Origin of the sequence: Clostridium saccharobutylicum DSM 13864, assembly GCF_000473995.1 — a bacterium.
GTDB lineage: Bacteria > Bacillota > Clostridia > Clostridiales > Clostridiaceae > Clostridium > Clostridium saccharobutylicum.
The window spans coordinates 3,458,893-3,473,987 of record NC_022571.1 but is presented as its reverse complement, the minus strand read 5'-3'; the positions used below and the strand labels follow the sequence as shown (position 1 = coordinate 3,473,987).

At 27.5% G+C, this 15,095-nt stretch carries 14 protein-coding genes; 12 read left to right on the top strand and 2 right to left on the bottom strand.

Translation table 11 applies throughout. The features are described from left to right. Window positions 1-38: 38 nt before the first annotated feature. The 4 genes from CLSA_RS15090 to CLSA_RS15075 all read left to right on the top strand — a co-directional run bounded on the left by CLSA_RS15090 (window position 39) and on the right by CLSA_RS15075 (window position 4,546). Window positions 39-1,259: a dicarboxylate/amino acid:cation symporter gene (locus tag CLSA_RS15090; RefSeq protein WP_022747255.1), complete on the top strand. Its 1,221-nt coding sequence runs from the start codon at window positions 39-41 to the stop codon at window positions 1,257-1,259. 220 nt (window positions 1,260-1,479) lie between these two features. After that, entirely contained in the window at window positions 1,480-2,007 is a 528-nt protein-coding gene (locus CLSA_RS15085) for a sigma-70 family RNA polymerase sigma factor (protein WP_022747254.1), read from the top strand. Window positions 2,008-2,012: 5 nt separating this feature from the next. Beyond that, on the top strand, window positions 2,013-3,398 hold the full coding sequence (locus CLSA_RS15080; protein ID WP_022747253.1) for a DUF4179 domain-containing protein: 1,386 nt from the start codon (window positions 2,013-2,015) through the stop codon (window positions 3,396-3,398). A gap of 353 nt (window positions 3,399-3,751) precedes the next feature. Continuing rightward, entirely contained in the window at window positions 3,752-4,546 is a 795-nt protein-coding gene (locus CLSA_RS15075) for a RelA/SpoT domain-containing protein (RefSeq protein ID WP_022747252.1), read from the top strand. A 172-nt stretch (window positions 4,547-4,718) separates the two neighbouring features. Here CLSA_RS15075 and CLSA_RS23500 read toward each other — a convergent pair whose 3' ends face one another. After that, window positions 4,719-4,865 carry a hypothetical protein gene (locus CLSA_RS23500; protein ID WP_022747251.1) on the bottom strand — a complete coding sequence of 49 codons (147 nt, stop codon included), beginning with the start codon at window positions 4,863-4,865 and terminating at the stop codon, window positions 4,719-4,721. Window positions 4,866-5,210: 345 nt separating this feature from the next. Between CLSA_RS23500 and CLSA_RS15070 the strand changes: the two genes are divergently transcribed. The 4 genes from CLSA_RS15070 (at window position 5,211) to thiI (ending at window position 9,539) form a co-directional block, all read left to right on the top strand. Continuing rightward, on the top strand, window positions 5,211-5,708 hold the full coding sequence (locus CLSA_RS15070) for an HD domain-containing protein (RefSeq protein WP_022747250.1): 498 nt from the start codon (window positions 5,211-5,213) through the stop codon (window positions 5,706-5,708). Between the two features lie 305 nt (window positions 5,709-6,013). Beyond that, a complete protein-coding gene (locus CLSA_RS15065; RefSeq protein ID WP_022747249.1) occupies window positions 6,014-7,090 on the top strand; it encodes an HD-GYP domain-containing protein in 1,077 nt (358 codons plus the stop codon). A 143-nt stretch (window positions 7,091-7,233) separates the two neighbouring features. Next, window positions 7,234-8,382 carry a cysteine desulfurase family protein gene (locus CLSA_RS15060; protein WP_022747248.1) on the top strand — a complete coding sequence of 383 codons (1,149 nt, stop codon included), beginning with the start codon at window positions 7,234-7,236 and terminating at the stop codon, window positions 8,380-8,382. Then, the gene (gene thiI, locus CLSA_RS15055) at window positions 8,382-9,539 is read left to right on the top strand and encodes a tRNA uracil 4-sulfurtransferase ThiI (RefSeq protein WP_022747247.1); all 1,158 of its coding nucleotides are present in this window, start codon (window positions 8,382-8,384) and stop codon (window positions 9,537-9,539) included. The genes CLSA_RS15060 and thiI overlap by 1 nt, the downstream gene beginning before the upstream one ends. 161 nt (window positions 9,540-9,700) lie before the next feature. Here thiI and CLSA_RS15050 read toward each other — a convergent pair whose 3' ends face one another. Beyond that, window positions 9,701-10,435, bottom strand: coding sequence for a YoaK family protein (locus CLSA_RS15050; RefSeq protein WP_041716296.1), 735 nt, complete (start codon window positions 10,433-10,435; stop codon window positions 9,701-9,703). A 439-nt stretch (window positions 10,436-10,874) separates the two neighbouring features. On the opposite strand from CLSA_RS15050, the gene hisZ reads away from it, so the two are divergent. The 4 genes from hisZ to CLSA_RS15030 all read left to right on the top strand — a co-directional run bounded on the left by hisZ (window position 10,875) and on the right by CLSA_RS15030 (window position 15,087). Continuing rightward, entirely contained in the window at window positions 10,875-12,020 is a 1,146-nt protein-coding gene (hisZ, locus tag CLSA_RS15045; RefSeq protein ID WP_022747245.1) for an ATP phosphoribosyltransferase regulatory subunit, read from the top strand. Between the two features lies 1 nt (window position 12,021). Further along, a complete protein-coding gene (gene hisG, locus CLSA_RS15040) occupies window positions 12,022-12,651 on the top strand; it encodes an ATP phosphoribosyltransferase (RefSeq protein ID WP_022747244.1) in 630 nt (209 codons plus the stop codon). Window positions 12,652-12,764: 113 nt separating this feature from the next. Beyond that, entirely contained in the window at window positions 12,765-14,063 is a 1,299-nt protein-coding gene (hisD, locus tag CLSA_RS15035; protein WP_022747243.1) for a histidinol dehydrogenase, read from the top strand. After that, complete coding sequence (locus CLSA_RS15030) at window positions 14,050-15,087, top strand: pyridoxal phosphate-dependent aminotransferase (protein ID WP_022747242.1); 1,038 nt, start codon at window positions 14,050-14,052, stop codon at window positions 15,085-15,087. Before hisD ends, CLSA_RS15030 begins: the two co-directional genes overlap by 14 nt. Window positions 15,088-15,095 lie beyond the last annotated feature (8 nt).

The following is a 15,095-nucleotide window of genomic DNA, read 5'->3' as shown; positions in this document are numbered from 1 at the left end:
ACATTAATTTTAATATTAATTTCAAGGAGGTAATAAATTTGAAGTTTATAAAAAATTATAAATCATCTTTAATTTTATTAGTTGCAATTATAATTGGAGGATGTATTGGACTTGTGATGGGGGAAAAAGCCAGTATATTTGAACCTCTTGGAAATTTATTTTTGAATTTAATATTTACAATTTTGATTCCAGTAGTATTTTTTAGTATATCATCAGCAATAGCTAATATGAATAGTTCAAGAAAGTTACGTAAAATATTAGGAGTGACTATAATTGTTTTTGGTGCTACAGCAATTGTATCAGGAATAATAGGAGTAATAAGTTTTAAATTATTTGATCCGACAAAGGGATTAAATCCTTCTGTTTTTAATGGAATAATGAGCGGATATAAACCAGAAGCAACGGAAAGTACAGGGATTTTAGAAAAGATAGTTTCAAGTATCACAGTGGGAGATTTTTCTCAATTATTGTCTAGAAGTAATTTGCTTGCATTGATATTATTTTCTATGTTAATAGGATTTGCTACTATGCTTTGCAAAGAACAAGGAGAATCATTTAAAGCTTTTTTAAATAGTGGGTGTGCAGTAACTATGAAGGTTATTACTATAATAATGTATTATGCGCCAATTGGGCTTGGAGCGTATTTTGCAAATGTTATTGGTAAATTGGGAGGACAATTATTAAGCGGATATATAAAGGTGTTCATGATATATATAGGTGTTTCTATAATATATTTCTTTGGATTTTTCACATTATATTCATATATAGCTAGAAGAAAACAAGGAGTAAAGATATTCTGGAAAAATGCTATGGAACCTTCAATAACAGCACTTGCAACATGTTCAAGTGCAGCTTGCATTCCAATCAATATAGAATCAGCTAAAAAAATGGGGGTATCTGATAATCTTGCAAAAATAATAATGCCTTTAGGTGTTAACATTCATAAAGATGGATCTGTTATTGGTGGGATATATAAGATAATGTTTTTGTTTGCTATATTCGGAAGAGATATGAATAGTCTGAGCTCATTATTAATAATATTATCCTGTGGATTATTAATTGGAGCTGTTGTAGGGGCAATACCAGGAGGCGGAGCTATAGGAGAAATGCTAATTTTAAGTATATTTGGATTTCCGCAAGGTTCTCTTGCTATAATGCTTGTAATAGCTACAATAATTGATGCACCAGCTACATTGCTCAATTCTGCTGGAAATACAGTTTGTACAATGTTAATATCAAAATTTGTAGAGCATAGTTAAATTATAGAAGCACATGATTAGGATATATAGAAATTGAATTTATATGATTAATTTATAAAGTGATTATAAAAGCTTTGATAATATTATTAGTAATGTTATCAAAGCTTTTTATTTGTAGAAGTAATAAATAAAAAAAATTCAAAAAATTGTGAGCATTTTAGCTTGTTAAATCATCTAATTATTGTAATACTTAGTCATATGAATTAAAAGGAGGAAAAAGATGGAGTTGATATCATTTTTACATTATAGAAAGAAATCAGCAGTATCTAAGGCCAAAAAGGGTAATAAAGAAGCTTTTTTGGCACTTATAGATGAAAATAGATTGAATCTTTATAGAGTAGCTAGGGGGATTTTAAAAGATAAAGAGGATATTGAAGATGCACTTCAGAATACGATAGCAAGTTCATTTCAAAAATTAAATTCATTAAAGAAAGATGAGTACTTTAGAACTTGGATAATAAGAATTTTGATTAATGAGTGCAATGAAATATTAAGAAGAAATAAAAAGACTATATCGTTAATTGAAAGCGAAGATCAGACAACATATAGTGATAGCTATGAAGATATGGATTTAACAACAGCAATAAATGAATTAAGTGAAGAACTAAGAATTACAACAGTATTATTTTATTTCGAAGATATGAGTATTAAGAGTATTGCGAGAATATTGGAAATTCCAGAGGGAACTGTGAGATCAAGACTTACGAGGGCACGAATAAAGCTTAGAGAAGTAATGAGTGAGGTGTAATATTAATGAAAATGAGTGATGATTTGTTTGATGATCAAATAAGAAAAAAATTAAAAGATGAAATTAACTGCGTTCCAGAAGATATCAATAAAAAAATTGATGAGGCAGTTAAAAGGATAGAAAAAAAGAAACTAAATTTCAAAAAAATCAGTAGTATATGTTCTATTTTAATAATTAGTACTTTATTGTTTGGAATTACAATACCAACTTATGCAAGTAATATTCCTATTATAGGTAGTATTTTTAAAATGTTTAATGATAAAGCTTATGAAAATTATGATAAATACACTTCAGATTTAAATATAACTAAAGAAAGCAATGGACTAAAAATGACAATTAATAAAGTTGTGTATGATGGATTTGAACTATCACTGCTTTACACTGTTGAAAGTCAAGAGGAAATTAAAGAAGAACCTAGATTTCCTGGGGCAGAATTAAAAATAAATGGAAAGAAAACAACTTCTGGAGGAGGAGGAACTGGCAAGTTTATAAATGATAATAAGACTTTTGTTGGTGTTATGGAATATGATGTAGGAGATAAGAATTATGGTGGAAAAGACGTAAAAGAAAAAAACGATTTAGGCGATTATGTGGAAATACCAGATAAATTTGTATTGAGTTTGAATATAAATGAGATTGGTGTAGAAAAACCAGTCAAAGGAGAATGGGATTTTAATATTCCAGTAAGTAGTGAGAAAGTTAATGGTAAAGTTAAGGAGACAGAATGCAATATAGATTTAATCGATGTCCCTGCTGGATATCATATAAATAAAATTATTACAACTCCATTGAATACATTAATACAGGGAATTAGAAAAAATGAAGAAGAGCAAAAATGTTATTTGAAATATGCTGTATTTGATAATAAAGGAAGATACATTGAACAAAAATCTGGATCAACCAGAGGAACGAAGGATGGTATGTATTTTAATGATACTTTCAAGGAAATATATGATGATACAGAGTCGCTAAGATTTATACCGTACAAACAAAAGTTTGATGGTGAATCAGAATCAGAGCATAGTGAGGATAAGATTGTTGCCAAACTTAATTTACAAGGAGAAACAAAATTATATTCTAGTGATGGAAAAGAATATGCTACAATTACTAAGATTGAATCTGAGGATGGAAAAACAAAAATATATTATAAGTCGGCATATGGAATTTGTATTGCTCCAATTAAAATTGTAAACAATAAAACTAATGAAGAAATGCTATCAATTGATGGAATAAAACAAAAAGAAGATGTTACTTATATTAATAGCAGTGATGAATATGTAATTAATTGTGATAAAGCAATTTCAGATGGAGACTTTTCAGTTATAGCTAGAGATGAATCAAAATCGATACAGCCTTATAACGAGGATAAATTTACAATAAAGATTAAATAAAAAATTATGATTAATCAAAGTGAAAAGTTAGGAATGTTGTACGAATAATGTACATTTTAATAATAATGCTGAGTTTAAATTAATGTAGTATAATGTATTTGATATAAAAAAATAATTTTCTATATATGGATAAACAAATTATGAACTAGATTTAAACTTTGAAATACATTCAATACTAGAAAGAAATGATGAGCTTTTGTGAAGTATTACATTGAGAAAAGAACGGTAAGATTTCTTTAGTAACCGGAACAACAGAACACCATTTTTTTCGGTAAGTTATAACATAAGTTTAAAATCTAAGTTGTTTATCTATAATTTAGTACAGTAATTTCAAAAAAAGGAGTACATTAATAATGAAAAAAGGCTTTAATATAGATAGATTTTTGTTAAAGTATCCATATACAAAAGAAGTGATTTTGAAAAATAATATTAGTACTGATAATCTCAAGGAAATATATGAGGATTATATAGAGTATGAAAATTCATACAAAAATCAAGCAGAGTTTATAGCTAATATATTACGTTCACAAAAGTCAGTTCATTCAGTTAAGTCGAGAATCAAAGATCCTGACAGATTAGTAGAAAAGGTTATAAGAAAAACAGAAGATAGAAAAAGAAAATATGGCGAAGATTTTGAATTTACGGTAAGCAATTATAAAAAGGAAATTAATGATTTAATAGGAATAAGAGTTATACATATATTTAAAGATCAATGGCAGGAGATACACGAATTTATTATAAAGACATGGAAAGTAATAGAGATAACTGCTAATGTTAGGGATGGAGACAACGTAAAGGTTTTTGAAGATCCACGAATTGAAGTGAGATCAAAGGCTTCTGGATATCGGTCAGTACATTATTTGGTGGAATTTTATCCTACTAATCAAAAAGTTATAGCAGAAATACAAGTTAGAACAATTTTTGAAGAGGGGTATGGAGAAATAGATCATAGGCTTAGGTATTCACATAACGAAATTCCTGAAATTCTTCAATCTAATTTACTATTATTTAATAGGATTGTAGGAAGTGCAGATGAAATGGCATCATTAATTAATAATCTTAGCAAGGAGTGGGCAGAAAAGGAAAAGAGTTATAAGAAGGTTATAGAAGAGCAGAAGTTAGAAATAGATAGATTAAAGAATAAATAATATTAATTCAATTATTAGTCAATTTAAGGGGGATTGTAAATTTAAGTTCTAAGATAGTTTAATTCTAGAATAAATATATACAAATTTGCAAAGATAATCTAGAAATGTAATTATTATCTTCATCTAGGATATAATTATTATATCCTAGATATTTTAGATTTACTTTCAACAATTATTTGAAAGTAGTTTTGGTAGAAGGCTCATCGCTTCCAAATGGACTTTTTTCATTTGCTTTATTTTTCATTTTTTTAGAATAATTTTGAGATGATGGGTCAGAATTAGGTGTTTCATGTGAGCTGTTATTATTATTGTTTTTCATTTAGAACCCTCCTTAATGTATGCATAGTTATGCTACTATAGTATTTTATCCATTTATTTTTTAAATATTAATATCTCAATTTTATTATAAATTTAATACTAAGAGTAATCATAAAGTGAAATAATTATTAGTATTTAGAGAAGGAAAGTATATTTCTAAATTAGTTAAGATAATAATTTAAAAATGTAATTTAAATTATTGTGATAAATATAACATATTATATACTATTTATAGTATATAATTAATTTAGCATTTGAATGAAATGATATTTTATTTAAAAATAATAAGAATAAAGGGGGAAAAATTAGTGGAGTTTGAGCAAAATCACTGCCACTAAAAAATGATATGAAAGAAAAAACAAGTACTATAATAAATGAGATGATTAGTTACTATGCGGGGGATGTAAGAAGGATAAATCATTTTTTGAAGGTATTTTCATTTGCAAAATCAATTGGAGAATTGGAAAGTCTAGAAGATGATACTCAATATATTTTAGAAATAGCTGCAATAATGCATGATATAGGAATAAAAGTTAGTGAAAAAAAATATAATTCATCTGCTGGAAATTATCAAGAAATTGAAGGACCACCAGTCGCTAAAAAAATTCTTACAAAATTGAATTTTGACGAAAATTTAATTGATAGAATATGCTTTTTAATTGGGCATCATCATACATATAATAATATTGATGGAATTGATTATCAGATATTAATTGAATCTGATTTTTTAGTTAATATTTACGAAGATGAAATAGAAGTAACTCAAGTTAAAACAATAAAAGATAAGTATTTTAAAACAAAAGCAGGAATTGAATTTTTAACAAATATGTATTTTAAAAAATAGATATTAGGTATATGGATTTTTTATTTTTGAATGTGCATTGTTACAAAGACATGGATTATAATGTAGAGTTTTGAAGATTATGATATATATTACAAAATCGAGATAAAAACTTTAGAAATAAGATTAATTTCTAAAGTTTTTTTATTATGCTGCTAATATTTAATAAAATCGTTGAAAATAATATTAAACTTTATTAAAATATAATGTGAGTTAAATTTTAGAAAAAAGACATATTATTTCAAACTTAATATATCTACATAAATTGATAAAAGTTTACAATTGAATCAAAATCAGGAGGTAATTAAATGGTTTTTGTGCCTCAATACAAATTAAAAAGTGGGATGAAAATAGCTTATGATATAAGATTAGATATTGACGGAAAATCAAAAGCGATTCTATTAACTAAAGGAAGTATTTTAACAAAAAATAATATTAAAAAATTAATAAAATTTCATGTGCCAGGAGCATATATTGATGATGGTGTAGAAAACATTATTTTAAATGAAAAAACAAGAAAAGAATCTCTTTCGGCAATTAAAAGAGCTTTTGATATGTGTGAAAATACTTGTGAAATTTTAGATGAAGACACTGTCAATCAAATACAAATTATCTCCAAAAATCTTGTTGATAACATATGTATGAATGATGAAATTACAGTGAGTATAAGTGATTTGCATTCATATGATGAAGATACATATTTACATTCATTAAGTGTTACACTTATATCAATTGCAATTGGAACATCATTAGGATTGAATAAAGAAAAGTTATGTAACTTAGGCGTTTGTGCTATGTTACATGATATAGGAAAAGTAGAAATTCCAATTGAAATAATATCAAAACCATCAAAGCTTACTGAAGAAGAATATAATATTGTAAAAAGACATCCGCAATTAGGTTTGAATTATATCAGATTAAGTAAGGTTATAAATAAAGATATATATTTAGGAATAGTTAGTCATCATGAAAAATTTGATGGAACAGGTTATCCAAATGGATTAAAAGGAGAAAAAATACATCTGTTTGGTAGAATAATTGCTGTTGCTGATGTTTATGATGCTTTAACTGGTAGAAGACCATATAGAGATCCGATAAAGCCATCGGAAGGAATAGAGTATATTATGGGTGGTATAGGAACTAGCTTTGATTACAATGTAGTTAAAGCATTTTTGGAGAAAATTGAACCATATCCTATTGGTTCTCATGTAATATTAAGTGATAAACGTCGTGGAATTATAATGAAAGGCAATATTGATAATCCATTAAGACCTATTATTAAAATTATAGGAGAAAATGAAGAGGTATTGGATCTTTATAATAATTTTAATCTGAAGAACATTGTAATATCAGGCATCGATTATAGTTATCTAAAAAATATGTAAAAAGGGCTATGCACATAGTCTTTTTTTGTTATAATAAATATAGAAATCAAAGTAAAGTTATAAGAAAAGTATATATTTGTGAAAAAACATTAGTATATATGCATATTTAATTCTTATATATTGTTTAAAAGAGGAGATAATTAATGGAAGTTTATTTTGATAATAGTTCAACAACAAAGCCTTATACTGCAGTTATTGATGAAGTGGTTTTTGGGCTTAAAGAATTTTATGGCAATCCTTCTTCGTTACATAATTTAGGCTTAAAAAGTGAAAAAAAATTAAGAGAATGCAGAGAAGTTATTGGAAAAACTATAAATGCAGAAGAAAATGAAATATATTTTAATGCTGGTGGTAGTGAAGGGAACAACTCAGTTCTTAAAGGAATTTTAAAACCAGGAAGTCATCTTGTTACAACACCATTTGAACATGCATCTATTTTAAATACAATAAAAGGATTGGAAACAAGTGGAGTAAAGGTTACATTTTTAAAATTAGATAAAAATGGAAAAATTGATTTAGAGCATTTAAAAAATTCCATTACTAAAGAAACAGTATTGGTTTCAATAATGCATGTAAATAATGAAATTGGTATAATTCAAGATTTAAAATCAATTAGTGAAATTATAAGAGAAAATAGTAATAGGGCTAAGTTTCATGTAGATGCAGTTCAAAGTTATGGAAAGCTTCATATAGATGTAAAGAAAATTAATATTGATTTTTTAACCGTAAGTGCGCATAAGTTTCATGGACCAAAGGGAGTTGGATTTATATATATAAAAAAACCTAATGTTTTGTTGCCACTAATAGAAGGTGGTGCTCAAGAATTCGGTTTAAGAGCTGGTACACAAAATATTGCAGGAATTATGGGACTTAAAACAGCTGCAAACATTGTTAATGATAATATAGATGAAAATTATCAAAAAGTTTTGGATATAAAAAATAAATTTATTGAAAAGTTAAAGGATATAAAAGATATAAGAATAAATAGCTTACCAACTGATGAATTCTCACCGTATATTTTAAATGTTTCATTTAGAGGAGTGCGAGGAGAAGTATTACTTCATTTCTTAGAGGAATCAGGAATATATGTATCAACAGGATCAGCTTGTTCATCAAAGGAAAGAGCAAAAATAGGTGGAAGCTATGTGTTAAAGTGTTTGGGATTATCAGCTGATGAAATTTCAGGTGGGATTAGATTTTCTTTTTCTGATGATAATAAAATAGAAGAAGTTGATTATGTAATACAAACTTTAGATAAAGGACTTAAATTTTTAAGGAGGATAAAAAAATAATGAAGGATTTAATATTAGTTAAATATGCACCAGAAATATTTTTAAAGGGATTAAATAGAGGTAAATTTGAAAGAAGATTAAGAGACAATATAGGAAAAAAACTTGAAGGTATAAAGGTTGAATTTATTCATGATAGTGGGAGATATTTTCTTAAAACTGATGAAATAGAAGAAAGTATAAAGCGAATTAGTAAAGTATTTGGAATTTTAGAAGTATGTTTAGTTAAAGAAGTTGAAATTGATATACATGAATTAGAACAAGTTGCTTTTGAAAAGGTAAAGGAAGCAGAAGGAAAAACATTTAAGATTGTAACTAACAGAGCAAATAAGAAGTTTGAACTAAATTCAATGGAAGTTTCAAGAAAAATAGGTGGATATGTTCTTCAAAATTATGAAGGAGATATAAATGTTGATGTTAAAAATCCAGACATATTGATAAATGTTGAAATAAGAAATAATTATGCTTACGTTTGGTCTAATGATGATATAACTAAGGGCGCAGCAGGTCTTCCTTATGGAATGAATGGAAGTACAATGCTTATGTTATCTGGTGGGATAGATTCCCCTGTAGCAGGTTACCTTATGGCTAAAAGAGGTGTAGAGGTGAATTGTGTTTATTATCACAGTCATCCATATACATCAGAAAGAGCTAAAGATAAAGTCAAGGAATTAGCTAAAATATTAGCACAATATACAGAAAAAATAAATTTATATATAGTTCCATTTACTGATATCCAAATGGAAATCATAGATAAGTGTAGAGAAGATGAGCTTACTATAATAATGAGAAGATTTATGATGAGAATAGCATGTAAGCTTGCAGATAAATATGGAATCAATTCAGTAAGCACAGGCGAAAGTATAGGTCAAGTTGCTAGTCAAACTATGGATGGTTTAATAGTAAGTGATGATTGTGCAGACAGACCTGCATTTAGACCATTAATTGCAATGGATAAAACAGACATTATGGATATAGCAAGAAAAATAGGTACATATGAAACATCAATTCTTCCTTATGAGGATTGTTGCACAATATTTGTTCCAAAGCATCCTAAAACTAATCCAAAACTAGATCCTATTAGAAAGCAAGAAGAAAAATTAGATATAGATGAACTTATCCAAAAATCAATTGAAAATATGGAAGTTGTAACATTTTAATCTGTTTTAGGCAAATTAAAATAAATAACAAGTCTGGCAAATGGACTTGTTATTTTTTGAATGTGCTTTATTTAAGGGGAATATGAAATGTAGTTACTGCATTTTATATTCCCTTTAATTCATAGTGATAAAAGTGTTATCATTATAAATTAAAGATTTTTTTAAAAATCAGAATTTCTAAATCTGAAATCATCTATGGTAAATAAAATAAGTGCTATAGTTAATATCATAGCTGCAAACCATATTGATTTCCCGCCTAGGCTCAAAGTTAGCATACCGCTTAGAGCACCACCAGTTATAAAAGAAAATACTATTTTTATATATCGATTTGCTTTTATTGTTAATTTCTTATCTTTTTTTCTAAATGCTGCATAAGCTGATTGACATGCAGATCTTAGATTAGCAGTACACATTGCTGTATTATAAGGTGAATCTACTAATTTTGTGAAAGAACATATTTGAACAGAGCAAACAAAGGAAATGACAACTGTAACAAATATATCTGGAACAGTATCAGGTAAAAAACCTATAGTGATAAGAACTATAATTTCTATAATTAAAATAATACGTTCTGAACCAGTAACTAAAGTAATTGAAGGTGAAGTCAACTCTTTTATAAATTCACAAACTATTGCCCCTAAAATAAATGCTAATATAGGTAAAAGTACCATAAATGCTTGTCTAAAGTTTCCCTTTGCAATATTTATTCCCAGGAGTACAATATTTCCTGTTTGAGCATTAGCGAAAACACCACCTCTGCATATGAAAGTATACGCATCTAAAAAACCTCCAACAGTAGCTAGAAGAATTCCAAGACGCATAGATTCAGCTGTTACAGTATGTACTTGTGTTTTGATTTTAGTGTTTTGGGATATACTTATGTCATTAGTAACCAAAGTAAAAATGTCTCCTTTCTTTTTAATATTCTTAAATATATATAAATTATTATAACAATAATTTATATATAAACTACCGTATATTATAGCATTAATTAATTTATATAGGGAATTATATAGGTATAATTCTTTATTATTTAATGTAAGGCACATGAAAATAAATAACGGGTTCAAAATTGTCATGAATATTTTTTATCACGCAAAGAGGCAAATTGCCCTCATAGTAGGCCTGTTAGGACAATTCACTCATGCAGGATGATAGAAAATAGTGTGGCAAATGGACTTGTTATTTTTTGAATATGCCTAAGATATTCATAAACTGTATGCAATTTATTGACAAACTATAAAAAATAATATATTATCAAGATAACGATAATTTAGCACGCTAAATTGATAAAACGATGTAGTAGTCAAGCAATAAATGATAGGCGGGTGTAAAATGAGTAAAAAGAATATACTTCCTGAGGGAACAAGAGATTTGATTTTAGATGAATGTATTATAAAAAGATTTTTAGAAAGAAATATAGATGGAATTTTTGAAAAGTGGGGCTATAAAGAAGTTATAACACCAACTCTAGAGTTTTATGAAACATTTAATTATAATTCTCAATCTTTAAAAGAAGAAGATATGTATAAGTTTTTTGATAATAGGGGACGTATTTTGGTATTAAGACCAGATATGACAATTCCAATAGCTAGAGTAGTAGAAACTAAACTTAAAGACTCAAAGATTCCAATTAAATTGAGATATACATCTAATGTGTTTAGAGTTCATGCAAGCCTTGGGGGGAAGAGAAATGAGTATACGGATTGTGGTGTTGAACTTATAGGACTTGAAGATAAAAAATCTGATTTGGAAGTATTAGTATTAGCGTTAGAAGCATTAAAGAAGTTAGAATTAAGAGATTTTAAACTTGAAATAGGTAATATAGGATTTTTTAATGGGGCATTTAAAAATTTAGATATTGATCAAGAATATAAAGAAAATATTGCACAATTTATAGAAGATAAAAACATGAAAAGCTTAGAAGACTATCTAGATACGCTAGATATCAAGGATGAGTATAAAAAATTTTTTAATAAATTACCTTGGATGTTTGGAGATAAGAAAATATTAGAGGATGCAAAAAATATAGCATTCAATGATGACATTAAGGAAAATTTGGAGTATTTAGAAGAGCTTTATGAGCAGTTAGATGAATTGGGTTATGGAGAAAATGTTACTTTTGATTTGGGGATGGTTCCAAGACTTAATTATTATACAGGAATTATTTTCAGAGGGTTTGGTGAAGGCGTAGGAAATACTGTTTTAAGGGGTGGAAGATATGACAGCTTGATACAAGCATCTAAAAAGTATATTCCAGCTATAGGTTTCTCAATAGATATTAATTCTGTAATTCCAAATGTAAATATTTATAATGATTTAAATAATGATGAAAATTTATGCAAAGTATTTTATGGGGCAGAAAATAGAATTGAAGCAATAAAAAAGAGCGAAGAACTTAGAAGAGAAGGGTTTATAGTAGAATTATTACCAACAGAAAATATAAACGAAATAAAAATCATTAAAGGTGGGGAAAAATAAAATGAGCATAAGCATAGCATTAACAAAGGGAAGACTAGAACAAGAGACAATTAAAGTTTTAGAAAAGGCTAACTTTGATCCATCAGAATTAAAGAATAAAGGAAGAAAACTTGTATTTAAAGATAAAGTAAAAGATATAAAATACTTTTTAGTAAAAGCAGCGGATTCAATAACTTATGTTGAACATGGGGTAGCGGATATTGGAGTAGTTGGTAAAGATACTATATTGGAAAGTGATAATAATTGCTATGAGGTATTAGATTTAGGGTTTGGGAAGTGTGGATTTATAGTAGCATCTCTACCACAAAATGATATTTTTAAAAAGGTTGGACATATAAAAATAGGAAGTAAATATCCACATGTTGCAAAAGAATATTTTAAAAAGAAAGATATGGATGTAGAAGTTATAAAAATAGAAGGATCAGTAGAGCTTGCACCAATTTTAGGACTTTGTGATGGAATTGTTGATATCATGGAAACTGGTACTACATTAAAAGAAAATGGATTAGTTGTCTTAGATAGAATTTGTGAAATAAGTGCAAGGTTAATTGTAAATAAGGCAAGTTTTAAAATGAAACAGAGGGAAATTGGACAGTTTATTGAAGAAATTAAAAAAGTGATTAATAATTGACAAAATTCGTAGAATGTTGATAATTATAAGTAAACTATTTTGAAAAAATAGCAATAAAATATAAAAAGATTTGATGAATTAATATTTATTAAGCAGAGCAAGGGGGCCATTTTATGTTGAACTTGATGGAAATTACAGAAAAGAATAAAAAAGTTTTAATTAATGAATTAAAAGAAAGAATTGGGGAAACAGAGCAAGAGGTAATTTTAAGTGTAACAAATATTTTATCAAATGTAAGAAAACAAGGAGATAAATCTCTGTTTGAATTTACTAAAAAATTTGATAATGTTGAGCTTAAAAGTTTAGAAGTCTCAAAAGCTGAGATAGATGATTGCTTTAATAAAGTTGAAGAAGATTTTATTAAAGCATTGGAGGAAGCAAAGACAAATATAGAAGATTATCATAAAAAGCAAAAAAGTAACGGATTTTTAATGGCTAAAGATAATGGGGTTTATTTAGGACAAAGAGTACTTCCTCTTGAAAGGGTTGGAGTTTATGTACCAGGTGGAACGGCTGCTTATCCGTCATCTGTTTTGATGAATGTAATACCTGCAAAGGTTGCAGGAGTAGATGAAATAATAATGGTTACACCACCAGATAAAGATGGTGGGATAAATCCATATATAGGAGTGGCAGCGAGAATTGCTGGAATAACTAAGATATATAAAGTTGGAGGAGCACAAGCTATTGGTGCATTAGCTTATGGTACAGAAACAATTGAAAAAGTAGATAAGATAGTAGGACCGGGAAATATTTTTGTAGCTATAGCTAAAAAGTTAGTTTTTGGTCAGGTAGATATAGACATGATTGCTGGACCTAGTGAAATTTTAGTGATTGCAGATGAAAAATCCGATCCAGCATTTATAGCAGCAGATTTGATGTCGCAAGCAGAACATGATAAATTAGCTTCATCTATATTAGTTACAACTTCTAAAGAATTATATGAAAAGGTAGAAATTGAATTAGAAAAACAAGTTAAAACTTTGGAGAGAGAAGATATAATAAGAACCTCACTTAAGGATTTTGGTAAAGCAATTATATGTGAAACTATAGAAGATTGTATTGATATTTCTAATACTATTGCACCTGAACATTTAGAAATTATGGTCGATGAACCTATGATGTATCTAGGACTTATTAAAAATGCCGGCTCAGTGTTTTTAGGAAGATATTGTCCTGAACCTATAGGTGATTATTTTGGAGGAACAAATCATGTATTGCCTACAAGTGGTACAGCAAGATTTTTTTCACCATTATCTGTAGATAGCTTTATAAAAAAATCATCATTTATTTATTATTCTAAAGAAGCTATTATGAAAAATGGCAAAAAAATAATAACATTGGCGAATAAAGAAGGACTAACTGCTCATGCTAATTCAGTAAAAGTGAGGTTAAATAATGAGTGCTTATAAGGAGTATATTAATATCTATGATGAATATAAAATAAATTTAGATAGCAATGAAATTTATATGGCTATGGATGAAAATATACTAATGAAAATGAGATCATGTTTAACTAATATACAATTACACAGGTATCCTGCCAATGATATGAAAATTATTAAAGAATTATATGCTAATTATGCGAAGACAGATGCTAAAAATATTATAGTAGGAAATGGTTCAGATGAAGTTCTTGAACTTGTAATAAGCAAGATTATTAAAAGTGGAAAAAAGGCATTGAGTTTAGGACCAGACTTCACAATGTATGATTTTTTTGTGTCTAGATTTGGTGGACAATTAAAAAACTATGATATTGGGAAAAGGATAGAATTTAATGTAGATGAATTTATAAAACTTGGGAAGAAAGAAAATGTAGATTTGATTATATTTTCAAATCCTAATAATCCTACAGGAATAGGAATAACTATAAAAGATATACTTAAAATATTAAATGAATTTAAAAATAAAACAATTTTGGTTGATGAAGCTTACTATGAATTTTATGGAGAAACAATGATTCCTTATATTAATAAGTATAAAAATTTAATAGTAACACGAACACTTTCAAAAGCATGGGGACTTGCAGCTTTAAGAATAGGTTTTTTGATAACTAATGAAGATAATGTAGAAGAATTATTAAACTATAAGGTGCCATATACAATAAGTACTTATTCTCAAAATCTTGCATCTATTGCTTTAAAGTATCCTGAAAGAGTTGTGAATAATGCAAAGCAAATAGTTGATCAAAGAGAAAAGCTATATGAAGCACTTAAACAAGTAGAAAAAAATGCTGCGATGAATATAGAATTCTATCCTTCTAAAGCAAATTTTATTTATGGTAGAACTAATCATAAAGAAGCATTGATTAATGGCCTTAAAGATAATGGGATTTCTATTAGAAATTTTAATGATGATACGTTTAGAATTACTGTTGGATCCCCCTTAGAAAATAGAAAAGTTGTAGAGGGGATTAAAAATATCTTCGTATATTAGAGGGAGTA

Coding starts and splice junctions, on each gene's coding strand:
- CLSA_RS15030 (WP_022747242.1), top strand. CDS start 14,050: ATGAGTGCTTATAAGGAGTATATTAATATCTATGATGAATATAAAATA.
- CLSA_RS15085 (WP_022747254.1), top strand. CDS start 1,480: ATGGAGTTGATATCATTTTTACATTATAGAAAGAAATCAGCAGTATCT.
- CLSA_RS15060 (WP_022747248.1), top strand. CDS start 7,234: ATGGAAGTTTATTTTGATAATAGTTCAACAACAAAGCCTTATACTGCA.
- CLSA_RS15080 (WP_022747253.1), top strand. CDS start 2,013: ATGAAAATGAGTGATGATTTGTTTGATGATCAAATAAGAAAAAAATTA.
- CLSA_RS15075 (WP_022747252.1), top strand. CDS start 3,752: ATGAAAAAAGGCTTTAATATAGATAGATTTTTGTTAAAGTATCCATAT.
- thiI (WP_022747247.1), top strand. CDS start 8,382: ATGAAGGATTTAATATTAGTTAAATATGCACCAGAAATATTTTTAAAG.
- CLSA_RS15065 (WP_022747249.1), top strand. CDS start 6,014: ATGGTTTTTGTGCCTCAATACAAATTAAAAAGTGGGATGAAAATAGCT.
- hisD (WP_022747243.1), top strand. CDS start 12,765: ATGTTGAACTTGATGGAAATTACAGAAAAGAATAAAAAAGTTTTAATT.
- hisG (WP_022747244.1), top strand. CDS start 12,022: ATGAGCATAAGCATAGCATTAACAAAGGGAAGACTAGAACAAGAGACA.
- hisZ (WP_022747245.1), top strand. CDS start 10,875: ATGAGTAAAAAGAATATACTTCCTGAGGGAACAAGAGATTTGATTTTA.
- CLSA_RS23500 (WP_022747251.1), bottom strand. CDS start 4,865: ATGAAAAACAATAATAATAACAGCTCACATGAAACACCTAATTCTGAC.
- CLSA_RS15070 (WP_022747250.1), top strand. CDS start 5,211: ATGAAAGAAAAAACAAGTACTATAATAAATGAGATGATTAGTTACTAT.